The following is a 22,755-nucleotide window of genomic DNA, read 5'->3' on the forward strand; positions in this document are numbered from 1 at the left end:
CGCCCCTTGGCCGTAGGACGATGGCACGCTCGCTCGCGCCTGTCCCCTTCCGTACGCCATGCCCTGGGAAGGACCCGGATCATGAGCAGACCGACTGCTGCACACGGCCGCCTCGCCCTCCTGCTCACCACCCTGCTCCTCGGAGTGTCGCTCGCCCTCGCGCCCGGGCCCCTCGCACACGCGGCGGGCGCGCCGGACGGCCCCGCTCACCCCGCCGCGTCGGCCGGCACCTACTGGACCGCGCAGCGGATGCGGGCCGCAAAGCCCGCCGTCGTCACCAGGAGTTCAAGGACGCCGCGCCCGGCAACGGACCCCCCTCCCCCGAGCCACCCGTTCGACGGCCTCCCCCAGGTGGGGACCTTCTTCTGGACGGACGGCAGCAACACCGGCCGGTTCTGCGGCGGCACGGTCGTACGCAGCCCGCGTCGCAACCTCGTGGTCAGCGCCGGGCACTGTCTGCGCTCCCCCGACCCGAAGCGGCACCTTTCGTTCGTACCGCAGTACCACGACGGGCTCACCCCGCACGGGATCTACCCCGTCGACCGCAGCTACCTCGACCAGCGGTATTACGACCTCGGTACCGACGCGGGGGCCCGCTGGGACTACGCGGTCGTGCGGCTGGGGGCGAGGAGCGACGGGCAGGAGGTGGAGGACGTGACGGGCGGCTTCGACCTGCTCCCGTACCCCGGGTACGACCACCGGAAGGTACGGCTCATCGGCTACCCCGGCAACAGCGACACCAGCCATCCCAAGCCCCTGGACTGCACCTCCTCCACACATCGCTACACCAGCACCGACCCGGCCGCCCCCGGGGACTTCCTGGAGATCGCCTGCGCGGGCTACATCGGCGGCACCTCCGGCGGGCCGTTCCTGGTACGGGACTTCACCGGCTACGCCCTGATCGGCGTCATCGGCGGCTACCACACCGGCGGCGACTTCCCGGACGTCTCTTACAGCTCCTACTTCACGGCCGACACCCTGGCGCTCTATGCGCACGCGGTCCGCGGCGATATTCCTGCCGGACCGCGCCAGGATCGGTCGTCGAAGTGACCGTGGACATCTCCGGGCATTTCCGCCGCCCCTGTTAATGTCAGCCCTGTTGTCAGCCTTGTGGTCAGGGTTAATGCCTGCGTGAGGTCAGCGAGGGCTGACGGCTGGTTTCCCACCGGACCCGCAGTGGAAGGTGACACCCGTTGGTGCCGTCGTTTCTCTTGTCCGTGCTGAACCGCCTCTTCAGCAATGAATCCTGGCGCCGGCTTCATGCACAGGCGGCGTTCTGGGTCACGCTGGTCATGACCGCGGTACTTCTCGGCGGTGCCGCTCTGGTCGTGGTCGCCGAATCCGGTGCGCCGCACGCCAATATCACGTCATACCCGAGGGCTTTGTGGTGGTCGATCGAGACGGCGACCACCGTGGGTTACGGGGATTTCTATCCGGTCACGCTGTGGGGCCGCATCATTGCTTCGTTCTTGATGCTCAGCGCCATCACTGCGTTCGGGGTCATCACGGCAGCCCTCGCCACCTGGTTCGTCGGGCGCGCGGAGCAGGACGTGATCCGCGTGGGCAAGGCGGTGGGGAATTATGCACGCGAGGACGCGGAAGCGCTCCGCTCGGAACTGCATACGCTGCACACGCGCTTCGACCACGTGGAGAACCTGATCCGGGACAAAGGTTCCCGCTCCCCCTCGTGACCGAGGAGCGTTGCGGCCCTTGAACCGGCTCCCGGCTTCTCCATGTCTCAGCGGGTGGCTACTCCTCTAAGCTGGTGGCCGTGATGGATTCCGCCGATGTCCGCCGTATCGCCCTTTCCCTGCCCGAGACGGTGGAGAAGGTGGCCTGGGAGATGCCCACATTCCGGGTCGCCGGAAAGATGTTCGTCACGATTCCCGACGATGAGTCCTCGTTCGCCGTGCGATGCCCGAAGCACGAGCGGAAAGAGTTGATTGCCGCGGAGCCGGCGAAGTTCTGGGTGCCGCCGCACGAAGCCGGCTCCGCCTGGGTGAGGGTACGGCTGAACGCGTTGGAGGACATCGGCGAGCTGCGGGACATCCTCGTGGACTCCTGGAAGCAAGCAGCTCCGACGCGGCTCGTGGATGCTTTTCCCCGAACGGACTGAGCCGGCGCGCCCTGCGGGGCGGGCCTACCTTGCCACTCTCATCGGACGCGGACCGTCAGCAAGGCCGCCTCTCACGGGCGGCGGCGCAGGTCACTCCAGTCCAGTGCCTGGGACGCCGTCTGCTGGGAACGCTCGGCCGCCTCGCGCGCTTCGGCGAGGATGTCTCCGTGCTCCTCGACGAGCTCTTCGTAGATGGGGGTAGGGCCGGAGGTGTGCGTGGAGGTGTGCGTCGAGGTGCTCATGTCGGTGTCCCGTTCCCTTGTGATTCGGTGACTGCGGCTTGATGGTTTCTCGCCGCTCTGGGAAGTAGGGAGCACCACAATTGCATAGTCGGTGCACAAAGGGAGGTTTTCCCCACTCGTCCGCCGCTCCCCCGCGCGGGCGCTGGACATCGTGTCATGACCGCGGCGACCACGCAAAGATCATCCCAGAGCCCGAGACCGCCGTTCGCCCACCCCCAACACCAGGTGAGAGGGCGCCTCTCGTCAAGGACCGCAGCCCGCTCAGCCCGCCGGTGTGCCCCGTTTCACTTGTTCCGTCCCGGGCGAGCGCCGCCAGCCGCAGCTCGGCCATCCTCGTTCCCGGCACACATCGGCTCCGCACCCCATCGAGCGGGTGGACGGGTATCTGGAGCTCCTGGCCGCACATCACGTGCCCTGTGAGCGGATCGAGTCCACGGACCCCGGGAGGATTGTTTACGAGGACGACGAGCAGGTCGTTGCCGTGCCGTGGGAACAGGCACGGCCCGGGGCGGCGACGCCGTGCCCCGGGGACGGTTTGCCAGGGCAACGCTGGTGCGGCTGACGAATGTTGGGCAGGATGCCTGGCGTGACGACGTCGCGGGGATGTGAAGCTTGTGGTGCGCCGCTCCCGACGCCTTCCCGGGGTGCGAGCGGCGGCACGACTGCGAGGGATGGAGAGGCTGCGGGAGGAACGGCCGCGGGCAGCGGCGTGGCGGCAGGCGGCGGCGCGACCGCCGGCAGTCGCACGAGTGCGGGCGGCCGGCCCGCGCGGTACTGCTCCCGTGCCTGCCGGCAACGCGCGTTCCGGCAGCGCTCGGAGCGTCTGGCCCCGCCCCCAGCGGAGCTGTTGGGGCGCGGACTGCCGCCCGCGCTCGATGCGTTCGTGGGTCGTGAGCGAGAACTGTCGCGGTTACGCACGCTGCTGAGGTCCGCGCGCCTGCTGACGCTGACGGGCCCGGGCGGAGTGGGCAAGACACGTCTGGCACTGGAGCTGGCGGGCAGTGTCCGGGGAGCCCGCACGGGCCGGGCCCACTGGGTGGCGCTCGACTCGCTGGAGGACGGCACGCTGCTGCCGCAGGCGCTTGCCGCCGCCCTCGGGGTCCGCGAGCGCGGCGGCCGGGCAGGCGTCGAGGCGGTGGTCCACGCCCTGGGCACACGCACGGTGCTGATCGTGCTGGACAATTGTGAGCATCTGGCGGACGCCTGCGCCCGGCTGGCCGAGACGCTGCTGGCCCGCTGCCCCCGGCTGCGGATGCTCGCCACCAGCCGGGAGACACTGCGCGTCCCCGGCGAGGTCGTCTTCCGGGTCGGCGAATTGTCGCTCTCGCCGCCGGACGGGGACCACGACTTTGCCGAGCCGCTGCGGTCGGAGGCGGTCAGGCTGTTCCTGGAACGCGCCCGGACGAGCGACGCGGAGTTCGGGCTCGGACCCGGTGAGGCCCGTACGGTGGCCGAGATCTGCCGGCGGCTGGACGGGTTGCCGCTGGCCATCGAACTGGCCGCGGGCAGGGCGGGGTCACTCTCCCTGCCGGGCATTCTGCACGGCCTCGACGATCAGTTGTCCCTGCTGACCGACGGCAGGAGGACCGGGCCGGGCCGGCATCGCGAGTTGGGGGCGGCGATCGACTGGAGTCATCGTTTGCTGGATCCGCTGGAGTCAGTCGTCTTCCGGCGGCTGTCGGTGCTCGGGGGCGGCTTCGACGCGCAGGGGGCCGCCGCGGTCTGCGCCGACGGGGAGAGCGGGGGCCGGGGAGACGACGTGCACCACACGGCGGCGGCCGGTCGCCGAGGCCCGCACGGCCTCGTGCACCGGGGACAGCTGTTGCGCGTGATCTGCGCGCTGGAGGCCAAGTCCCTGGTCGTGAGGGTACGGGGGGATGGGCCACGGGGCACGGCACGGTTCCGGCAGCTGAGCGCCATCCGGGCCTACGGCATGGAACGGCTCGCGGAAGCCGGGGAGCTGCAGGGCACGTGGGACCGGGCACTCGACTGGCTGGTGGAGCAGGCCGCGGGGGCCGTCGCGCCGGAGACGTTCCCCGACACCGCCGAGGGGCCCCTCGCCCAGGAGCAGGGGAACCTCGCGGCGGCCGTCGCCCACGCCGCCTCCCGTTCCGACCGACGGTACCTCCCCCTTGCGGTCGCGCTGGCTCGTTTGCAGTACCAGCAGGAGCAGTTGACGGCCGCGCGCACACTGCTGTCGGAGGTCTTGGCGCGGGCGCCGGATCACGAGGACCGCGGAGCGGCGTTGGCGCTGGCCGCGCGGTCGGCCTGTCTGCAGGACGACCATGCCGCTGCCCTCGCCTTCGCTGAAGAGGCCGTCGCCGCCGGGCGCGGCGGGCGGCATCCGGCCAGGCTGGCCAATGCCCTGGACGCGCTGGCGGCCGCCCGGCTGTGCCGGGGCGAGTTCTCCGAGGCCGTCGCCGTTTTCGCCGAATGCCTCGAGGTGGTCCACACGCTCGGCCGCCCACTGGACCTCGCCCTCTGCCGGCATCATCTGGCGTGGGCGCTGCTCCACACGGGCGGAACCGTACGGGCCGAGCGGTTGATGCAGAAGTGCCTCCCCGAGCTCGAAGCACGCGCGCCCCAGGGCCAGTTGACGGCCGCGCTGCACACCGCAGGCGCGATCCGTCTGGCGCAGGGGGACGTGGACGCCGCCGAGCGGAGGTTCGCCGAAGTGCTGCTCAAGACGCCGCCCGGCGAGAGCTACCACACGCTCTACCCGCTGGAAGGGCTGGCCATCGTCGCGGCCGAGCGGGGGGATCTGGAGCGCTCGCTGCGGCTGTACGCCGCGGCCGCCGCGATACGACGGCGGATCGACACGGAGCCGGAGGCGCACTGGTGGGACCGGGTGGAGGCGGCCGTGGCGCGGGTCAAGGAAGGGGTTCCTCCCTCCGGGGTCAGAGCGGCGATGGCGGCCGGCCGCCGGCTGCGGGGTACGCGGTTGGTCGCGTATGCGCTGCGCGGCACACAGCTCCGTGCCACGGGACACGACAGGGATCACGTCCGTTCCACAGGACGCGACGGTGAGGATGTCCGTTCCGCAGAGCGTGATGGCGAACATGAAGGGCTGCCCGGCCGAGTAGGCATGGCCGGGCAGCCCCCGCTGACCGGACGTGAGTCGGCGGTCGCCGAACTGGTCGCCGAGGGGCTGACCAACCAGCAGATCGCCTCGCATCTGGGCCTCTCCAAGAGCACCGTGGCCAGCCATCTGGACCGGGTCCGGGACAAATGGGGCGTCAGATCTCGTACGCAGATCGCCGTCCGGGCCGCGGGACGGGCAGCGGGCACCGAGCCCGGTCCCTGAACACATCGGCGACCACGCCGATCGCGACCGGCGGTCCGGTGCCGGTCCGGATCCCGTCGACGGCCCCCCTGGCTCCGCTGGGTTTCGTCACGCGCACAACTCACCGGTCATCCGACCGATGCGGAGGCCGGCACGACATCGGAGGCTGAGCGGGAGAGCGCACCCGCGAGGGCGGCCGCCCGGCCGTCCAGACCGTCCGTCCCCCTCGGGTGCCCCGTCCATGAGTTCCTTCCGGCAAGGAGATGCGATGCGGTACGCCGACGATATGAGCCAGGGGGCTGCCAGCGGCCCGGTGCCCCCGACGCGGAAAGGGGGCGAGCGGACAAGTTCCAGAAGGTCCTTCATCAGGTCCACCTCCGCGGGCGTGACCTCCGTGGCCCTCGGGGTAGGAGTGGCGGCCGCGACCGGCCCTGCCGCCGATGCCGCGGAGTCGCGCCGGCCGGCGACGGCACGCCGAGCGGCGGTCCCGCTCGCCGTCACCCCGGCCTGCTCGGGCCACGAAACTCCGGAGTCCGTCGAAGGCCCGCTGTTCAAGCCCAGCTCTCCCGCACGGGGCGATCTGATCACTCCGGGTGTCCGCGGGGTACGGCTCGACCTCAGCGGAGTCGTGTACGACACCGCCTGCAAGCCGCTGCCCGAAACGCTCATCGAGTTCTGGCAGTGCGATGAGAACGGTGACTACGACACCTCCGGATTCTCGCTCCGCGGGCACCAGTACACGGACAGCCGAGGCGCCTACCTGCTCCGGACGATCATCCCCCGGGACTACTGGGGTCGTTGGGGCCAACGGGCCCCGCACATCCACACCCAGGTGCAGGCTTCCGGCGGCCCCGTCCTCGTCACCCAGCTGTACTTCCCGGACGACACCCAGGCGTACGGCAGGGACTTCGCCGCCCTCAACGCCGCCGACCGGCTGCTCAACCGTGCCTGCACCATCAACCTCACCGGCCCGGCGGACGGCCGCTACACCGGCACCTTCAACTTCGTGATCACCACCAAGGTCTGAGGATCGGCTCTCCCCGGCAAGCATCTGGGCACGCCCCCTGCCGGCCAACCGCCCCGCGCTCGGCCCCGTTCCCCCACCAGACAAGGAAATCCGTATGCCCTCAAGTACCCCCCTGCCCAAGCGGCGTCCCGGCCGGGTAGCGCTGTCGGCAGCGTGTGCCGCCACCGTGGTCACCGGGGCGCTGGTCCTGACCGGCCTGAACGGTGAACCCCCGGCATCCGCGGCATCCGCAGCCTCCGTCTCCTCCGCCTCCCGCGCCGACCGCTGGCAGGCCACACCCGTGCCCGTGAAGAAGGGCGATCTGACCGCCATAGCGGCGCTGAGCGACAAACAGGCCTGGGCGGTGGGCTATCGGCTGAAGAGTGCCACCACGCTCGAAGCCGTCGCGCTGCGCTGGGACGGGACGTCCTGGACCCAGGAGTCCACCCTGCCGGAGAACAGCTTTCCGCAGGCCCTCGCCGTCCGGTCGGCCGCCGACATCTGGACGGTGGGCAGCGCGTCGGTGCACTGGGACGGCGCCAAGTGGACCACATACCAGCTGGACCGCGATCCGGGCGGCCGGGTCGTCCCTGACGCCGTGACCACGACGTCCGACGGGAGAGCCTGGACGGTGGGCCGGGCAATGAACCGGTCGGTCAAGGACGGAGTTCCGGCCATCCAGTCGTGGGACGGCAAGAGCTGGCACCGGCAGACCCTGCCCGAGGTCGGCAAGGGCGAGCTCACCAGCGTGACGGCCGTCGCTCCGGACGACATCTGGGCGGCCGGCGCCGCGTACGCCACCGATGCCGCCTCACGGCAGACGGCGCTGCTGCTGCACTGGAACGGCAGCAGTTGGAAGCGCGTCACCGTGCCGGGCCCTCAGGACACCCACAACTGGCTCGGCGGAATCACCGCGTTCGCCGCGGATGACATCTGGGCCGTGGGCGGCAGCACGTCCGGCAGCACCGAACGTCCCCTTGCCGTGCACTGGAACGGCACCGCCTGGACGGCGGCAAAGACGCCGGACGTGGCGGACGGCCGGCTGCGCGCCGTCGGCAAGGCGGCGAACGGCGGCCTGTGGGCCGTCGGAGGCAAGGGCGCCGCACCCGTGGCCCTGCGGTGGAACGCAGGGGCCGCTCGCTGGGACACCGCCTCAGCTCCGGGCATCGTCGTACGGAGCTTCACCACGGTGCCCAAGACCGCCGACCTCTGGGCAGCCGGTATCTCACGGCAAGGAGACCTCGTGCCGGCGATCACCCGGCTGAAGGGCTGAGCCGACGGCCGCCCTTGGGGTGGACAGGCGGTTGCCGTCCGTCCACCCCTCCGGCAGCGGATGGCGAGTTCCGGCCGCGGGCCGCCGGTCGCCTTCCCCCGGTGCCCGGACGTCAGTGCGCGATGCCGTCGATCAGCTCGCGGGCCCCCTGACGCAGCAGGGCGACGGCCACGGAGGTGCCAAGCGTCTCCGGGGTGAGCGGGCCGGCCCATTCGTGCGCGTTGAGGACCGTCTTGCCGTCCGGGGTGAACACACAGGCACGCAGCGACAGTTCGCCGCGCCGGTCGGTCGTGGCGTAGCCGGCGATCGGGCTGTTGCAGTGGCCCTGCAGCACGTGCAGCAGCATTCGTTCGGCGGTGGTCTCCTGGAAGGTCCGGGGGTGGCCCAGGCCGCTGACGGCATCGATGGTGTCGGCGTCGTCCTCGCGGCACTGCAGCGCCAGCACGCCCGCACCGATGGGCGGGCACATCTCGTCCACGGACAGGGTCTGGGTGATCACGTCCGTACGGCCGATGCGCTCGAGGCCGGAGACGGCCAGCAGCAGGGCGTCCGCCTCACCGGCCGCAAGCTTCTCCATGCGGCGGTTGGCGTTGCCGCGCATCGGCACACACTGCAGGTGCGGGTGGGAGGCGGCGAGCTGGGCGATCCGGCGGACCGAGGAGGTACCGATCCGGGTGCCGTCGGGAAGGTCGTCGAGGGTGAGCCCGCCGGGGTGGATCAGTGCGTCCCGGACGTCATCGCGTTCGAGGAAGGCGGCGAAGGTGGTCCCGGCCGGCAGCGGACGGTCCCCCGGGATGTCCTTGACGCAGTGCACCGCGAGGTCCGCCGCACCGGCCAGGAGGGCGGCGTCCACCTCCTTCGTGAACGCCCCCTTGCCCTCGACCTGGGACAGGGCGCCCATCCAGCGGTCGCCGGTCGTCTTGACCGGGATGACCTCGGTGGCGATGCCGGGATGGAGGGCGGCGAGTTCGGCGCGGACGCGCTCCACCTGTGCCAGGGCCATCGGCGAGTCGCGGGAGACGATACGGATCAGTTCAGGGGCGGACATGCGCCCACGATAGTCCGTCAGATGCGCGCGGCCCGCCACCAACGGGCCCGGCCCGCCCGCGCTTCCGCGCCTCCGCGGTACGGTCCCCGCATGACCCGATCGACCGAAGCCGCCATCCTGCCGTCCTCCGCCGTCGCTGCGGATGATCTCGACCGCGCCGTCCAGCTCGCGGTGGCCGTACTGCGCGAGGCGCCGCCGGCCGCGTGGGACGGCAAGGCGGGCTCGCTGGAGTGGGACTGCTGGGAAACCGTCGAACATCTCAGCGACGACCTGTTCGCGTACGCCGTCCAGCTGGGCCCCCGGAGGCCACCGTTGGAGGGTCCGGTGCCGTTCGTGTGGGAGAGCCGGCGGCCGGGCGGTCCTTCCAACGCCGTGCACGCCGATCGTGCGGCGGGTCCTGCAGGGCTGCTGCAGGTGCTGGAGGCGAGCGGCGCTCTGCTGGTGGCCATGGTGCGTACGACGCCGCCGCGGGTGCGGGCTCACCATGTGTTCGGGGTGTCGGACCCCGAGGGCTTCGCCGCGATGGGCGCCGTGGAGACGCTGGTGCACACCCACGACCTGGCGGAAGGGCTCCAGCTCGCCTGGAACCCGCCCGCCGACGTCTGCGCACGGGTGCTCGCCCGGCTGTTTCCGGATGTCCCGGAGGACGCCGATCCCTGGCGCACCCTGCTGTGGGCCACCGGGCGCGCCGAACTGCCGGGACACCCCCGCCGCACCGCCTGGCGCTGGTACGGCGGCGTCCGGGGATGACTCCCGGGCACCGGTGTGGCCGGGGCGATGGCGCCGGCGCCGGGTGAGCGGCGGACGCCGTCACGCCGCTGAGCCTTCGGCCCGTCGTCCCGTTCAGTGCCGCGCCCAGGGGTGCCGCAGACGGAGCCAGAGGTCCCTGGCCCGCCGCCCCGCTTCGGTACGGCTCCTGGCCACCAGCTCCTGAGCCTGCTCCTCGCTCTCCACCATCGGGCCGGAGCCACGCAGCGGCTTGCCGGCCGTTTCGTGGAGGAAGAAGGTGGCGATCAGGCCGATGACGCCGGCGACCATGAGGTAGTAGGCGGGCACCATGTCGTCACCGGTCGCCTGGACCAGCGCGGAGGCGATGAGCGGTGTGGTGCCGCCGAAGAGCGAGACCGAGATGTTGAAGGAGACCGACAGCGCGCCGTAGCGCAGCCGGGTCGGGAACAGTGCGGGCAGCGTCGAGGCGGACGTACCGGCGAAGCACACCAGCAGGAGGCCCAGGATCAGGCATCCGAAGGCCGGCAGCAGGATGCCGCCGGCACGGATGAGCAGCACCGCGGGCACGGCAAGGACGATCATGGCGGCGCTGCCCGCCATGAAGACGGGACGGCGGCCCCAGCGGTCGGAGGTGCGGCCCACGGTGGTGATGGTGAGCACTACGACGATCATGGTGCCGAGGACGAGCAACTGGGCGGTGAGGGCTTTCTGACCGAGGGTTTCGGTCATGAACGTCGGCAGGTACGAGGTCACCATGTAGTTGGTGACGTTGTAGAGCAGCACCAGGCCCATGCAGATCAGCACGGCCTCCCAGTGCCGGGTGAAGATCTCCTTCAGCCGTCCTTTGCCGGACTGGCGGGCCTCCTCCACCGGGTCCTCGCCGCCCGCGGCAACGGCCGCCTCCGTATCGTGGTGTGCCTGCTCGGCCTCACGCCGGAAGGCCGGTGTCTCCTCCAGCCTCAGCCGCATGTACAGGCCGATGAGCCCCAGCGGCCCGGCGACGAGGAACGGCAGGCGCCAGCCCCAGTCCACCAAGCCGTCGTCGCCGAGTACGGCGGTGAGCGCGGTCACCAGTCCGGAGCCGAGCGCATACCCGACGAAGGTGCCGAAGTCGAGCCAGCTGCCGAGGAATCCCCGGCGGGTGTCCGGTGCGTATTCGGCGATATAGGTGGTGGCTCCCGCGTACTCCCCGCCGGTGGAGAACCCCTGGACCAGACGGCAGATCAGCAGCAGAATCGGCGCGGCGAAGCCGATGGTGCTGTACGAGGGCAGAAATCCCACGGCGAAGGTACTGACCGCCATCATGATCATGGTGGCGGCGAGCACGCGTTTACGGCCGATACGGTCACCGAGCGGGCCGAATACCAAGCCACCGAGCGGCCGGACCAGAAACGCCGCGGCAAAGGTGGCAAAGGTCGACACGACCTGGGCCCCGGGGGAACTCGACGGGAAGAACACCTTGCCCAAGGTGCCGGCCAGATAGGCGTAGACCCCGAAGTCGAACCACTCCATGGTGTTGCCCAGTGCCGCTGCCGATACCGCCTTGCGCACGGCGGGCCTGTCGGTGACCGTCACGTCCTCGGCGCTCAGCGGCTGTTTGCGGCGGCGCAGCAGAATGCGGAGCATGCGGTCGGTGGCGGGAGTACCCCCGCGGGCCGGCTTCCGGCCCCTTCCCGGTTTCGACGGTCTTTGGCGTCCAGCGCTCATGTCATCCCGTCAGCGGGGCGAAAGCGGCTTTCTCATGATTGCCCCTCGGCACATCCTGGGCCCGCCAGCTCACCCATGGTTGATACGACGGCTCATTATTCCCCGGCCGATCCGTATCGGGAGCAGGCCGGGCGCCGCGTGTCGCACGAGCTGACAGGCGCGGCCGGGGCGCCCTCCCGGACAGGACAGAGCCCAGGCCGGTCAGTGGGCCGGCCTGGGCTCGTTCCGGAACCGGAAGGGTCAGACGTGTCGGTACGAGGCGAGGTGGGCGAACACGACGATGTTGTCGACGTAGTCCTTGACCTTCCTGTCGTACGCACCACCGCAGGTGATCACCCGGAGCTGCGCGGTGGGGGCATCTGCGTAGACCCGGTCGCTGGGGAACCTCGCCTTGCTGAAGGTCTCGACGCTGTCGACCCTGAAGGTCGCGATGATGCCGTCCTCACGGGTGATGTTGATCGAGTTGCCGGGCTTGAGCGATTCAAGTTGCAGGAACACCGCCGGTCCGATCTTGGTGTCCACGTGACCGGCGATGATCGCCGAGCCGCGCTCTCCCGGTGAAGCGCCGTCCTTGTACCAGCCGACGATGTTCTTGTTCATCGCGGGCGGGGCGTTGAGCTGTCCGGTCGGGCCGATGGTCAGCTGGGTGAAGGGCGCGTCCACGGCGATCTGCGGGATCGTCACCCGCTTCGGGGCGGAACGGGGCAGGGCCAGGTCAGGAACCGCGGCGGCGGTGGAAGGACTCGGGGTGGCGGAGGACGCCACGGCCGGCTGGGACTGCGGCTTGGGGTCTGCCGAGGTGTCCACGGAGTTGTAGACGAGGAGGGAGCCCAGCAGAAACGCTCCCGCGGACCACAGCAGGCCGCGGCCGAGGGGGCGGGACGCGGTGGAAGTCCGGGAGGGGTTCGAATTCGGCTGGGGCGACTGCTGGGCGGTCATGTGCGGGTGCCTTTCATGAACGGAGCGGCGGCGCGGCGTAAGGGCCACCGGTGAGGCAATCGCCGCGGCCACCGTTCACGAGGAACGGTGGCCGCGAGCACAGCGGCCCCCGTATGGGGCAACCGGATCAGGCCGCCGCAGCGCCCGAGGAGTTGCGACGACGCAGCATGTACGCACCAGCACCGAGACCACCGAGCATCAGCACGGAGCCGGCGGCCATACCGCCACCGGTCGCCAGGCCGCCACCGCCGGTGTGGATGCCACCGTGCGGCCTGCGGTACTCGCCGCCACCGCCGTAGCCACCACCGTCGCGGTCGCCGTAGCCACCCTTGTCACGGCCGCCGTAGCCACCACCGTCGCGGTCGCCGTAGCCGCCACGGCCACCGTCGCGGTCGCCGCCACGGCCGTGGTCGCGGTCGCCGCCACGGCCGTGGTCGCGGTCACCGCCGCGCCCGTGGTCGCGGTCACCGCCGCGCCCGCCCTTGTCGTGGTCGTCGCCGTAGCCGCTGCTCTGGTCCCAGTCGCCCAGCACGGTCTTGGCCGCCATGGCGCCGCCGCCGGTGTGCACACCACCGCTCGGCCGCCGGTCGTCGCGGCAGTTGTCATGGCCCCAGCCGCCACGGCCGTGGTCGCGGTCGCCGAACCCGCCACGCCCGTTGTCACGGCCGCCGAAGCCGCCACGGCCGTTGTCGCGGCCGTTGTCGCGGCCATCGCCACCACGGCCGTGGTCACGGTCGCCGAAGCCACCGCGGCCGTTGTCGCGGCAGTTGTCACGGCCCCAGCCGCCACGGCCGTGGTCGCGGTCGCCGTAGCCACCGCGGCCGTGGTCACGGTCGCCGTAGCCGCCACGGCCGTGGTCACGGTCGCCGCCGCGGCCGTGGTCGCGGTCGCCGTTCCTGTCGTGGTCGTTCTTGCTGACGGAAGAGGTACTGTCCGAGGCAATGTCCGCCGTGATCATGGCGTTCGCAGCGGGGGCGGAGATTGCGAGCACCGCCGTAACGGCGGCTGAGGCGAACAGTGTGCGAGCAGTGCGCATGGGGACATTTTCCTTTCGGCGCGACTGCGAAGGCTGACTCTTTGCCGGCTCATCGGATCGCAGTGGCGACGTGATCACCGTCAGCCGGATCGCGGCCTCGCACCACCGGAGAATGTCGCATTCGAGGGACGCCGTGGGCTCTTCGGGTGGCCGAAGGCAGTGGATTCACCCGTTGGATGGCGCGCGTCGTCGGCGTGTCGCGCAACGAGTGGGCTAGAGGCGCTTTTGCGGCCTTCCACGGCGTTGCGATTTTGGCCCCTGACGGGCGCGTGGCGAGCGGGCTTCTCCGCGACACGCCGACGGCCTGATGCCCGGGGGAACGCCCGCGATGAGCTCCGTGGTGAGCCTGTGGTGACGCCCCGGCACGATGGCGTGGGACGAGAGGCTTTCGGGACCGAGCGTCACTGTCGCGATGCGGCGCCGCGGCTGATGAGGCCTGGCGTCCTGCGGTCGCACAGCAGCCCTTACGGGATGCGGTCACTCGGGCAGTCGCTTATGCGTATCACTCCGTAGGCCACGGAGTACGGGGGAGGAAGACGCCAACTCCCCTGCAGAAAAAGCTCGTTTCGCCCTGCCTGCGTCCCGTGGGAAGAGCGAGGGCGCGCTCCCTGCCTCGCCTCGCCTCGCTCAGACCATGGCCTCAGGCCGTGCTGTCCCGGAGTGCCTTTTCCACGATCGCTTCCAGCCGCGCATGGTGTGCTCCACGCCAGTAGACGCGCCCACAGGCAGTGCATTGCGCAAAGACGTCATACGTGCGCTGAGTGCCGTGCTCAAGGTGCTCGCGGACCGAGTTCTTGTCCGCGTCCGCCAGTCGGCCGTTGCAGGCGGTGCAGCGCGTCCACGGGGCGAGCGTGGGGGCGAAACGGCCCAGTACGTCGCGGAGTTGGTCATCGGGCCGGTCACTGTAGACAAACGCACCCGCCCAGATCTCCCGGCGTCGCAGCAATCCCCGGTCCCGGGAGAGCAGCACCCGCCGCTCCTTGGCCGAGAGCGCGGCCAGTGCCGCGTCACCGGGGTCCTCGTTCGTGTACGCGGCGTCGACACCGAGCAGCCGCAACCTGCGCGCCAGGGTGCCGAGGTGCACATCGAGCAGGAACCTCAGGGGCGCGCCGGCGATCCGCTGCGGGCGTTCGACGGCGTGGACCTCGATGTTCTCGCCCGCCCCCGGCACATGCGAGACGGCAACCTCGACCCCGTCCACGACGAGTCGCCCGACCTCGGTGAGCGGGACACCGAGCGACTCGACGACATGGCCGAGCGTCGACGAGCCGTCGGTCACCACCGGCGCGGGGACGGTCGTGGTGTGCACCGAGGCGACGAAAAGGTGCAGCTCAGGGGCGAAGCTCAGATGGATCTCGGGTCCGTTCACGCCCGCCAGCATGCCATCGGGCGGGCCTGGCCAGCCAGCGGATTCCCGCCGGTCACGGGAGGGACGACCAGGCCTCGGGTCCGCCCTCGCCGTGCTGCGGTGTCGCGCCACCGGCCGGGCAGCTCGGCTCGGCCACACGCGACCGCGCACCGCACCCCCTGCAGCGCGCACGGCGCGCACGAAGAGCACGAAGAGCACGAAGAGCACGAAGAGCACCAACATGACCAATGAGGGGCGGTACCGGTGAACTGGCTCATCCACGACTACCGCGAGAACGCTCTCGCCGCAGTGGTCCACCTGATCGACTCCACGGCCGAGCTCGGACAGGAGGCCGTCTTCTCGCTCGCCGAGTGCATCAGTGCGCTGACCTCGCGGCAACCCGCTGTGGTGGCCGTTCACCAGGGTGCGCCCATCGGCACGGCGCTCGCGTGTGTGGCGGGTGAGCGGGGCTGGGTGATGCGGATCGCGATCTCTTCGGCGTGGCGTGGCCGGGGGCCGGCGAGCGCGCTGCTGGTGGCGGAGCCGGAGCGAGCCGCCCGGCAGGGCGTCCGGCCACCGCGAGCGATCGCCCTGTCCGGTCCGACGGGAACCGGCAAGACCACCTTCGCCCGGGGCATCGCGGCCCGCCTTGGCCGGCCGTTCGTCGAGCTGTTTCCGTCCCGGCCGGCCGACGAGGGCAATCTTGCCGCGGCCCTGCGCAGGGCGTTCGCCGCAGCCCTCGTCAGCAGCTCAAGTTGTCGCCAGGCGTGGTCCCCAGGCTCTGTACAAAGCTCCGGTAGCTGTTGATCCGACTCTGCACCTGGCCGGGGTTGCCGCCGTTGCACTCAAGAGAGCCGTTGATGCTGCGGATGGTCTCACCGAACCCGGCCCCGCTGACCATGGCCTGGTGCGGGGTCATGGTGCCCGGCCCGGTCTGTGTGTTCCAGTACCACAGCGCGGTCTTCCAGGCGACGGCGGCGTCCTGCTCCACCAGATAGGGGTGGTGCAGCAGGTCGATGCCGAGCGCATCGCCCGCCGCCTTGTAGTTGAAATTCCAGCTGAGCTGTATGGGACCGCGGCCGTAATAGGCGGCCTGACCTGCCGGGCACCCGTACGGCTGGCCGGCGTCGCAGTAGTGGGGGTAGTTCCCGGTGTTCTGCTCCACCACGTAGACGAGGCCACCGGTCTCATGACTCACATTCGCGAGGAATGCCGCGGCCTCCTGCCGCTTCACGGTGTCGCTCCCGGTGTTCGCGAACTCCGGAAATGCGCTGAGAGCCGCGGTCAGGCCGCTGTAGGTGTAGAACGCATTCCGGTTCGGGAACATCTGGTGGAACTGCGCCTCGCTGACGACGAACCCCTCGTCCCGGGCGTCAGCACCGCCCGGTACCGCGGCACAGCCGGAGCATCCCACTGTTGCTGCCGCAGGCGCCGCCGGAACGACGACGGCCAGGCTCGCGGCCAGGGCGGTGGCGCTCAGCAGTGCGGCAATACGTGCTCTCATCACGGCGACTCCTTCGCGCGGCCGGACTCCGGACAAGAGGGGCCACGACGTGTGGGGGGAAACCTCATGAACGAACTGCCTTACGAACTACGTCGATTGGCGGGCTTCGGAGCACGGAGCCATCCAACGACGAGCTCACGGACAAGTGCGGGCAAGGCGACGGACTGCACCTGCAACTACGCGCGCAACTTCAACTGCGACTTCTCAACTGCACCTGGGACTGCGGGCCCGACCACCAAAGCCGCGGTCTAGACCAACGTCAGATTATGGCGTCCACGTTGAGCATGTCCATACCAATGCATCGATCCATCGATCCATCGACGCTCAACACCGACGAACGCGAACTCACGGCGACTCCCCCACAGTTCCCGCTGTTCCCCGCCACTCCGCGAACGGACCGAGCCGAACCGGACGGACCGAGCCGAACCGGACGGGCCGGGCCGGGCCGGGCCGGGCCGGGCCGATCCGACCCCCTCAGGCCGCGGCGGACCGTTTCAGACCGGTGACATGACGTCGGACCAGGCGGTGCGGCCGCAACAGCTCACGCCCTGTGCGAAAGTGGCCCGATGAAGACAATCGGGTTGCTCGGCGGCATGAGCTGGGAGTCCACGGCGGAGTACTACCGGCTGCTGAACCAGTTGACGCGCGAGCGGCTGGGCGGACTGCACTCCTCGAAGTGCGTGCTCTACTCAGTGGACTTCGCGGAGATCGAACGGCTGCAGACCGAAGGCCGCTGGGAGCAGGCCGGAGAGATACTTGCCGAGGCCGCCAGGGCTCTGGAGTCGGCCGGCGCGGACCTGCTGCTGCTCTGCACCAACACCATGCACAAGGTCGCCGACCAGGTATCCGCCGCCGTAACCGTCCCGCTGCTGCACCTCGCCGACACCACCGCGGACGCCGTACGTACCGGCGGCCTGCGCCGCGTCGGGCTGCTGGGTACCGCTTTCACCATGGAGCAGGACTTCTACCGCGGCCGGCTCGAAAGCCACGGGCTGGACGTACTCGTCCCGGACGGCGCCGGGAGAGGCACCGTCCATCGCGTGATCTACGAGGAGCTGTGCCTCGGCATCGTTCGCGAGGAATCCCGGAAGTCGTTCCAGGCCGTCATCAACCATCTCGTCGACGCCGGGGCCGAGGGCATCGTGCTGGGCTGCACCGAGATCGAGCTGCTGATCCAGCCGGAGCACAGTCCGGTTCCGCTCTTTCCGACTACCCGGCTGCATGCCGAAGCAGCCGTCACGCACGCCCTCGCCGACGCCCCGTAATCCGTACGGCCGTCGCGCGGCACGGATGACGGATCCTCGCGGCGACCCGCTATGCGGCAGGCTCGGCGATCATTGCGGTGGCCACGGAGCGGAAGCCGAGCCGGGCATAGATCCGGGCGACATCGTCGTCGCCTGCGGACAGGAAAAGGGTCTCGACGCCCCGTGATCGTGCGTCGGCCACCAGCGCCGCGGTGACCGCGAGCCCCAGCCCACGGCGGCGTGCGGCCGGCAGCGTTCCCACTCCGACGATCTCGCTGACCTTCCCGACCGGCTGATGCTGACCGGCACACAGCGCCCTGCCGTCCTCCACCGCGGCGGCAACCGACGTCAGACCGGCCCGGATGCGTGCGGCCGAACGTTCCACCGACCCGTCCCCGGCGGCGGCTCGCACCGCCTGGGCCAGTTCTGCCACCCCGGCCACGCCGACTCCGGTCCCGGGGTCGGCGAAGGCCAGGTGAGGGACGGCCAGCGCACTGGGCAACACCGGGTCGTCCGGCCCGACGTTCCGCAGCGCCACACCGCCGGCCACGTTGGGCACCTCGGGGGTCGGGACGTCCGGGCTCAGCACCATCAAGGGATGTGCGTGCACGGCCAGCCCCGACTGCTCGACCGCGGCCCGCAGCGCGGGCGCGGTCTCCGCGACCCACTCGAAACTCTCCGGAATCCCCAATTCCCGCTGCCGGACGCGCACCCGGTTCACCTCGGCGGCAGTCACCTCTCCCCGCCACCCCCGCGTCGGGCGCGCATAGAACGGCCACCCCTGCCCCTCCCTGACGAACAACGTCAGTGCCCCGAAGTCCTCGGTCCGGGCTCCGGAGCGGGGGACGGCATCGTAGTAATCCTCAAGGCGTTCCAGCAGTTCATCGCGCTCGCCCGGCTCCACATTACTCATACCGCGCATCCAAACAGCAGGAGGCGAACCACTGCCACCGCATTACGTACGGACGCAGACCACCCCGGACGGGAGGCAGGGGTGGGGGTGGTGGTGGGGAACTTGTCGAGGACCCGGGTGGGGACCGCCAACTCCCCTATCGTCACAAATTATTGGGTCGTAGCTAGGTTTGAACTCACGGCAGGTACTCTGACGTGGTGTCGCGTAGCGAGTTAGAACGATTGGCCAGGATCCGGATGCAGCTCACCGGTGAGACGCTCGAACGCGCCATGGCCGTACTCGGAGGCCAGACGACGTACCCCGCGGCACCCTCCGCCTCCGACGCCGAGCCCGATCCCGCCGGAAGCGCTGAGGACGGCGAGACCGACAGGGACGATGAAGGCGCGGCTCACAACGGGGACGGCGAGGGCCGCGCAGTGCCCGAGACGGCCCGAAGGACGCCTCCCAAACGAAACCACCTACGGGGCCTCTGAGCCTCCATCCACCACCAGGCGCTGCTCGGTCAACCATGGCGGCGCGCAGCCCCCGCTCCCGGCTCCCGGCTCCCGGCTCCCGGCTCCCGGCTCCCGGCTCCCGAAGCGCATCGTGCTCCGTCAGGGCGTCGGCGGCTCGGCGGGGAAGAGGATGGGGCTGAGGAGGTAGGGCGAGCGATCTGGCGTGGGCTCGTTGCCGAGGGAAGGCTGCAGGGCCTCGACCAGTTTCCCGAGGAGTTCGGTGAGTTCGTCCGGGCTGAGCCAGAGGGTGCCTGGCGATAGGAGACAGCCGACCGGGCCCGGCTGGTGGCCTACGACCGCGCCGGGTTCGGCCGAAGCGACATGAAGGGCCGGGAAGAGCAGCACGCCGTCATCGCCGAACACCAGCGACGCTGGATCGAGACGCTGCCGGACGGGCGCTTCGAAGGGGTCGACTCGGGGCATCTCATCCAGGCCGAGCAACCGGGCGTGGTCGCGGACAGGGTCGCCTGCCTCCTCGGCCGGGCACCGGAGCGGAGCAGCGCCCCATCCGCCTGATGGCTCGGCCCGCCCACCTGACTGGAATGGTCGATCCCTCCCCTTGGAATGACACGGAGCGAAATCACATACATGCGTACCGTAAGAACTCTCGTCGAGTAACCATTCGCCCACGCCAGGCATCCGCCGGTAGACATCCGCCCGTAGACCTCCGCCGGACGGACTCCTGAAAGCTCATGGAGTCAGGGGTCGTGCCAGCAGCGGCGTCTTGAGCATCTGATGCCCCCCGCTGGCCAGCATGCGGACTTCACCCCGGTCACTGATCTCCGCGCGTACGATCCCCGACTCGTCCTCGTAGACCGGATAGCCGCCCGCTCCTGCGCGCTCGGTACGACGCACAATCACCACGTCGTCCTCGACGGCAGGTGCTTGAAACACCAGCTCATAGCATTCCGGGTAATCCATCGGGGCCTCCCGACACGACTCGGCAGGTGCTCCGGGCGTCACTCCCCCACCGCCGTTGCACCTCGGCACTTCCATCGTCACCCACACCCGCCCGTCGCGCCTGAGGAGGACACCGAGATGACCGGAACCCATGCCGGCGTGCCGGACAGAGGTCGCGGCTCACGCGGCGTGGCGGCACCGTAGCCGACCGGATTGGTGAGCCCCGCTCCCGTGCGCTGTCACGGGAGCGGGGCAGGTCCGAGAAGCGCCAGCAGCTCGGATAGTTACGGGAGCCACGGTAGGGGGCACCACTGACAACGGCGGGTCCGGCGGAGCTCAACGAGGAGTGCGGGGAGAGCCACCTCGCCGGGACCGATGTGACCGCGGTGGCCTGCGCGTGCGACGACGCCGACGCCCAGGATGCGGCCGGGGAACCGACCTCGACGACGGACTTCAGACCTCACCCGATCGGGGTAGCGCCGGCCCGGCCGGGGTGCGACGCTCCTCGGTCGGGGCAGGCCACGAACAGGGGCCGACCCGGAGACGGACAGGTGCCGGTGACTCGAAGGGTGCGAGGGTGACGGAAAAGCCATTGTTCACGCTTGCGACGGTGGTTCTGGATTGCTCGGATGCCCATGCGCTTGCCGCGTTCTACCAGCGGCTCCTCGACTGGGAAGTGGAAGCCGGCGAACCGGACTGGGTGCTGCTCAGGCGCCCGGACGGAGGCATGGGGCTCGCGTTCCAGTCCGAGCCTGGCTATCAGCCCCCCGTATGGCCGGAACACCGCCAGGAGCAGCAGAAGATGCTGCATCTCGACATCCGGGTCGATGACCTTGCGGAGGCCGAGGCGTATGCCGTCGCAGCGGGTGCGTCATGTGCCGAATTCCAGCCGCAGGACGATGTTCGGGTGCTCTTTGACCCGGCGGGTCATCCGTTCTGCCTCTTTCTCGATTGAGGGACTGCTGTGGGGCGGGGGCTGTTGGGCCTGCTGAGCTTGTTCGGCCTGCTGTGCCTGCTGTGCCCATTGGGCTTGCTGGGCTTGCTGGGCTTGCTTGTTGACGATGCCGGCCTGGAGCGGGAGGGGATGGAGGCTTCCTCCGTAACCCCGGGCGACCGCGGAGCGTGTGGGAAGGGACACATGCAGGCAGCGAGGGGCGACCGAAGGGCCGACTGTCCCTGCTGGTCAGACAGTTGAGGTGGCGTAGGGACAACTGCTGGGGCGCCCACTGCGGGCGGAGCCACGCCACGTGCGGGTCTGCGTTGTCAGTGTCTGCCCCTAGCATTGCTCATATGTCCCCAACTCCTTCTGCCCCTACGGGTGCGCCCGTTCCTGCTTCCGAGGCGAACGAATCGATCCGGCGATTTGTGCGCGCCCGTCGCGGTATGGCGTGGTCGGCTCAGGACATGGCGGAGTATGCGGTGCTGCTGGAGATCTGGACGTTGGCGGTGCGCTCGGAGGTCGTCGAGGCGGCGTAGCTCCCGCGCACGCCCAAGTCGGCGGTCCGCGCCCGGTCTTCCTGCCTTCTGCCTCCTGTCCCGTGAGCTCCTGGCTTGCTCCTGGAAGCAGCTGGCCAGGGGGCCGACCCAATGGACGGTTTCCGGTGAACGAACGGATGCCGAGCCCGCGTTAGTCGTGCGTTAGTAGATCGGCAGCGGCCGGCGTCACCCTGGAGCCTGTCCCGCTCATGACGGCGGCACCCACGCCATGCCAAAAGCCCATGGCCGGAACCCACGCGCACAGCCACGCCCAGGCCCACGCAGCACCGGCGCGATTCCGCAGCAACGCTGCGGCGGAAGAGCAGAGTGCAGACACGGGGCAGAAAAGGGGACTCATGTCCTGGAACGAAGCCTCCGAGGTCGACGCAGACGTCCACCACACCGCCACGTCCCCCGCCACCGTGGGCTCCGCTTTACACCGTGGGCGCCGGATCGCTGCCGCTTCGCTGATCGCCGTTGCCGCACTCTCCTTGACCGCCTGTGGCAGCGGGAGTGACGACACGAAGGCGAGCACCAAGGTCTCGTCGAGGCCCGATCCCAACGATCTGTCCAAGGAGGCCGCGGCCCTCGGCAACGTAGCGGAGGGCCCGGGCACCAAGGACAAGTCGACCCCGAGCCCGAAGCCGTCTGACACCGGGAAGAGCAACGATGGCGGTTCCGGGGCAGGTAGCGGCAAGACAAGTCGCGGCAACGGGACGGGTGGAAACCACGGAACAGGCGGCACGAGCGAGGCCGGGTCGGACTCCGGTTCCGCGGCCGGTACGGGGTCTGCGCCCGACGGCAAGGGCGTGAGCGGCACCTGGAACGGCGTCCTCAAGTATCTGGCCCCCGGCAAGATGATCGTGGCCCCGGAATCCGGCGCCGAGCAGCGCTTCGACATCGGCCCGCAGACCGAGGCCCTGGGGGCCGCTGCCATGTGCGGCGGGCCGGACGGCGACGTCACGATGGACAATGACGGTTACGGCACCTCCCCGTGCACCGAATCGCAGTTGGACGAGGCCGCCAGGACGAACTCCCTCAATGTCCGGGTCACCGTGGAGGACGGCGTGGCGACGAAGGTCGCCGAGCATTACCACCCTTGAGCATCGCGGGGATAAGGCCAATTCCTGGGGCCAGATTGGCGATTCATCTGCAGGAGCACTGACCAGCCCGCCGCCGTGGAAGTCCGCGCCCGGCACGAAGTCCCTGTGGCTGACCACCACCAACGCCGGCAACAACGGCGAGGGCGAGGCGGGCTCCGACAACGTGTTCCAGATCGGCCTGAGGTAGCTCCCCAGGGAATACGGTCGGCGTGACGGCGTGTCGGCCGTCGTGTGTACGGCAGTGCGACACGCCGGTGGCCGGTGGATGTGACCAGTGAGCCACAGCCGCCGGCCGTTGCCGCCCTCCACGCAACCGTGACGTCCGTTTTCCGCCAGCCACGGCGCGGCCGAGCCCGCAGACTCGGGAAGTGAAAGCACCCCATGCGAACGAGGA

The 22,755-nt window shown here is 70.1% G+C and carries 20 protein-coding genes and 1 pseudogene; 11 read left to right on the forward strand and 10 right to left on the reverse strand.

Annotation, left to right across the window (positions count from 1 at the left end; translation table 11 throughout):
* Positions 1-81: 81 nt before the first annotated feature.
* From CFW40_RS01345 to CFW40_RS01355, 3 genes are all read left to right on the forward strand, one after another.
* Positions 82-1,050, forward strand: a complete 969-nt coding sequence (locus CFW40_RS01345; protein WP_088795994.1) for a serine protease — start codon at positions 82-84, stop codon at positions 1,048-1,050.
* Positions 1,051-1,193: 143 nt separating this feature from the next.
* Positions 1,194-1,691: a potassium channel family protein gene (locus CFW40_RS01350; RefSeq protein ID WP_371127311.1), complete on the forward strand. Its 498-nt coding sequence runs from the start codon at positions 1,194-1,196 to the stop codon at positions 1,689-1,691.
* An 83-nt stretch (positions 1,692-1,774) separates the two neighbouring features.
* Entirely contained in the window at positions 1,775-2,116 is a 342-nt protein-coding gene (locus tag CFW40_RS01355; protein WP_088795995.1) for an MmcQ/YjbR family DNA-binding protein, read from the forward strand.
* Positions 2,117-2,187: 71 nt separating this feature from the next.
* Here the strand turns inward: CFW40_RS01355 and CFW40_RS36900 are convergent, their stop codons facing one another.
* Positions 2,188-2,358, reverse strand: a complete 171-nt coding sequence (locus CFW40_RS36900; RefSeq protein WP_176956616.1) for a hypothetical protein — start codon at positions 2,356-2,358, stop codon at positions 2,188-2,190.
* An 883-nt stretch (positions 2,359-3,241) separates the two neighbouring features.
* Between CFW40_RS36900 and CFW40_RS01365 the strand changes: the two genes are divergently transcribed.
* The 3 genes from CFW40_RS01365 (at position 3,242) to CFW40_RS01375 (ending at position 7,920) form a co-directional block, all read left to right on the forward strand.
* Complete coding sequence (locus tag CFW40_RS01365; protein WP_256331658.1) at positions 3,242-5,662, forward strand: LuxR C-terminal-related transcriptional regulator; 2,421 nt, start codon at positions 3,242-3,244, stop codon at positions 5,660-5,662.
* A 364-nt stretch (positions 5,663-6,026) separates the two neighbouring features.
* Positions 6,027-6,668, forward strand: coding sequence for a dioxygenase (locus tag CFW40_RS01370; RefSeq protein WP_256331657.1), 642 nt, complete (start codon positions 6,027-6,029; stop codon positions 6,666-6,668).
* A gap of 94 nt (positions 6,669-6,762) precedes the next feature.
* Complete coding sequence (locus CFW40_RS01375) at positions 6,763-7,920, forward strand: hypothetical protein (RefSeq protein WP_088795998.1); 1,158 nt, start codon at positions 6,763-6,765, stop codon at positions 7,918-7,920.
* Positions 7,921-8,032: 112 nt separating this feature from the next.
* Here the strand turns inward: CFW40_RS01375 and hemC are convergent, their stop codons facing one another.
* Positions 8,033-8,968 (reverse strand): hydroxymethylbilane synthase, encoded by a 936-nt coding sequence (gene hemC / locus CFW40_RS01380; RefSeq protein ID WP_088795999.1) that lies wholly within the window; start codon positions 8,966-8,968, stop codon positions 8,033-8,035.
* A 90-nt stretch (positions 8,969-9,058) separates the two neighbouring features.
* On the opposite strand from hemC, the gene CFW40_RS01385 reads away from it, so the two are divergent.
* Positions 9,059-9,718 carry a maleylpyruvate isomerase N-terminal domain-containing protein gene (locus tag CFW40_RS01385; RefSeq protein ID WP_088796000.1) on the forward strand — a complete coding sequence of 220 codons (660 nt, stop codon included), beginning with the start codon at positions 9,059-9,061 and terminating at the stop codon, positions 9,716-9,718.
* Positions 9,719-9,811: 93 nt separating this feature from the next.
* On the opposite strand, the gene proP is transcribed toward CFW40_RS01385, so the two are convergent.
* The 4 genes from proP to CFW40_RS01405 form a co-directional block, all read right to left on the reverse strand.
* Entirely contained in the window at positions 9,812-11,323 is a 1,512-nt protein-coding gene (proP, locus tag CFW40_RS01390; protein ID WP_218136811.1) for a glycine betaine/L-proline transporter ProP, read from the reverse strand.
* A gap of 321 nt (positions 11,324-11,644) precedes the next feature.
* Positions 11,645-12,343, reverse strand: coding sequence for a class F sortase (locus CFW40_RS01395; protein ID WP_088796002.1), 699 nt, complete (start codon positions 12,341-12,343; stop codon positions 11,645-11,647).
* 127 nt (positions 12,344-12,470) lie between these two features.
* Positions 12,471-13,379 (reverse strand): hypothetical protein, encoded by a 909-nt coding sequence (locus tag CFW40_RS36905; protein ID WP_176956615.1) that lies wholly within the window; start codon positions 13,377-13,379, stop codon positions 12,471-12,473.
* 640 nt (positions 13,380-14,019) lie between these two features.
* Positions 14,020-14,748 carry a Mut7-C RNAse domain-containing protein gene (locus tag CFW40_RS01405; protein WP_088801835.1) on the reverse strand — a complete coding sequence of 243 codons (729 nt, stop codon included), beginning with the start codon at positions 14,746-14,748 and terminating at the stop codon, positions 14,020-14,022.
* A 243-nt stretch (positions 14,749-14,991) separates the two neighbouring features.
* On the opposite strand from CFW40_RS01405, the pseudogene CFW40_RS01410 reads away from it, so the two are divergent.
* Positions 14,992-15,459, forward strand: a pseudogene (locus CFW40_RS01410) (GNAT family N-acetyltransferase); the annotation flags it as partial.
* Between the two features lie 10 nt (positions 15,460-15,469).
* On the opposite strand, the gene CFW40_RS01415 reads toward CFW40_RS01410, so the two are convergent.
* Positions 15,470-16,231, reverse strand: a complete 762-nt coding sequence (locus CFW40_RS01415) for a chitinase (RefSeq protein ID WP_176956614.1) — start codon at positions 16,229-16,231, stop codon at positions 15,470-15,472.
* 566 nt (positions 16,232-16,797) lie between these two features.
* On the opposite strand from CFW40_RS01415, the gene CFW40_RS01420 reads away from it, so the two are divergent.
* Complete coding sequence (locus CFW40_RS01420; protein ID WP_088796005.1) at positions 16,798-17,496, forward strand: aspartate/glutamate racemase family protein; 699 nt, start codon at positions 16,798-16,800, stop codon at positions 17,494-17,496.
* A 49-nt stretch (positions 17,497-17,545) separates the two neighbouring features.
* Here CFW40_RS01420 and CFW40_RS01425 read toward each other — a convergent pair whose 3' ends face one another.
* The 3 genes from CFW40_RS01425 to CFW40_RS01440 form a co-directional block, all read right to left on the reverse strand.
* Complete coding sequence (locus tag CFW40_RS01425; RefSeq protein ID WP_371127310.1) at positions 17,546-18,397, reverse strand: GNAT family N-acetyltransferase; 852 nt, start codon at positions 18,395-18,397, stop codon at positions 17,546-17,548.
* Between the two features lie 584 nt (positions 18,398-18,981).
* Positions 18,982-19,305 (reverse strand): hypothetical protein, encoded by a 324-nt coding sequence (locus CFW40_RS36520; RefSeq protein WP_143034600.1) that lies wholly within the window; start codon positions 19,303-19,305, stop codon positions 18,982-18,984.
* Between the two features lie 267 nt (positions 19,306-19,572).
* Positions 19,573-19,803, reverse strand: a complete 231-nt coding sequence (locus tag CFW40_RS01440) for a DUF6296 family protein (RefSeq protein WP_088796009.1) — start codon at positions 19,801-19,803, stop codon at positions 19,573-19,575.
* Between the two features lie 556 nt (positions 19,804-20,359).
* Here CFW40_RS01440 and CFW40_RS01445 point away from each other — a divergent pair.
* Complete coding sequence (locus tag CFW40_RS01445; protein ID WP_088796010.1) at positions 20,360-20,737, forward strand: VOC family protein; 378 nt, start codon at positions 20,360-20,362, stop codon at positions 20,735-20,737.
* A gap of 877 nt (positions 20,738-21,614) precedes the next feature.
* Positions 21,615-22,361, forward strand: a complete 747-nt coding sequence (locus CFW40_RS01455) for a hypothetical protein (protein ID WP_088796012.1) — start codon at positions 21,615-21,617, stop codon at positions 22,359-22,361.
* The last annotated feature ends 394 nt before the right edge of the window (positions 22,362-22,755 follow it).

This window comes from Streptomyces sp. 2114.4 (genome assembly GCF_900187385.1).
In the GTDB taxonomy this organism is placed as follows: Bacteria; Actinomycetota; Actinomycetes; order Streptomycetales; family Streptomycetaceae; genus Streptomyces; species Streptomyces mooreae.

Excerpts from the sequence above, each read along its gene's own strand:
- CFW40_RS01345 (WP_088795994.1), top strand. The coding sequence starts at position 82 with ATGAGCAGACCGACTGCTGCACACGGCCGCCTCGCCCTCCTGCTCACC.
- CFW40_RS01355 (WP_088795995.1), top strand. The coding sequence starts at position 1,775 with ATGGATTCCGCCGATGTCCGCCGTATCGCCCTTTCCCTGCCCGAGACG.
- CFW40_RS36900 (WP_176956616.1), bottom strand. The coding sequence starts at position 2,358 with ATGAGCACCTCGACGCACACCTCCACGCACACCTCCGGCCCTACCCCC.
- CFW40_RS01375 (WP_088795998.1), top strand. The coding sequence starts at position 6,763 with ATGCCCTCAAGTACCCCCCTGCCCAAGCGGCGTCCCGGCCGGGTAGCG.
- hemC (WP_088795999.1), bottom strand. The coding sequence starts at position 8,968 with ATGTCCGCCCCTGAACTGATCCGTATCGTCTCCCGCGACTCGCCGATG.
- CFW40_RS01385 (WP_088796000.1), top strand. The coding sequence starts at position 9,059 with ATGACCCGATCGACCGAAGCCGCCATCCTGCCGTCCTCCGCCGTCGCT.
- proP (WP_218136811.1), bottom strand. The coding sequence starts at position 11,323 with ATGCTCCGCATTCTGCTGCGCCGCCGCAAACAGCCGCTGAGCGCCGAG.
- CFW40_RS01395 (WP_088796002.1), bottom strand. The coding sequence starts at position 12,343 with ATGACCGCCCAGCAGTCGCCCCAGCCGAATTCGAACCCCTCCCGGACT.
- CFW40_RS36905 (WP_176956615.1), bottom strand. The coding sequence starts at position 13,379 with ATGCGCACTGCTCGCACACTGTTCGCCTCAGCCGCCGTTACGGCGGTG.
- CFW40_RS01415 (WP_176956614.1), bottom strand. The coding sequence starts at position 16,231 with ATGAGAGCACGTATTGCCGCACTGCTGAGCGCCACCGCCCTGGCCGCG.
- CFW40_RS01420 (WP_088796005.1), top strand. The coding sequence starts at position 16,798 with ATGAAGACAATCGGGTTGCTCGGCGGCATGAGCTGGGAGTCCACGGCG.
- CFW40_RS01425 (WP_371127310.1), bottom strand. The coding sequence starts at position 18,397 with ATGCGCGGTATGAGTAATGTGGAGCCGGGCGAGCGCGATGAACTGCTG.
- CFW40_RS36520 (WP_143034600.1), bottom strand. The coding sequence starts at position 19,305 with ATGCCCCGAGTCGACCCCTTCGAAGCGCCCGTCCGGCAGCGTCTCGAT.
- CFW40_RS01440 (WP_088796009.1), bottom strand. The coding sequence starts at position 19,803 with ATGGATTACCCGGAATGCTATGAGCTGGTGTTTCAAGCACCTGCCGTC.
- CFW40_RS01455 (WP_088796012.1), top strand. The coding sequence starts at position 21,615 with ATGTCCTGGAACGAAGCCTCCGAGGTCGACGCAGACGTCCACCACACC.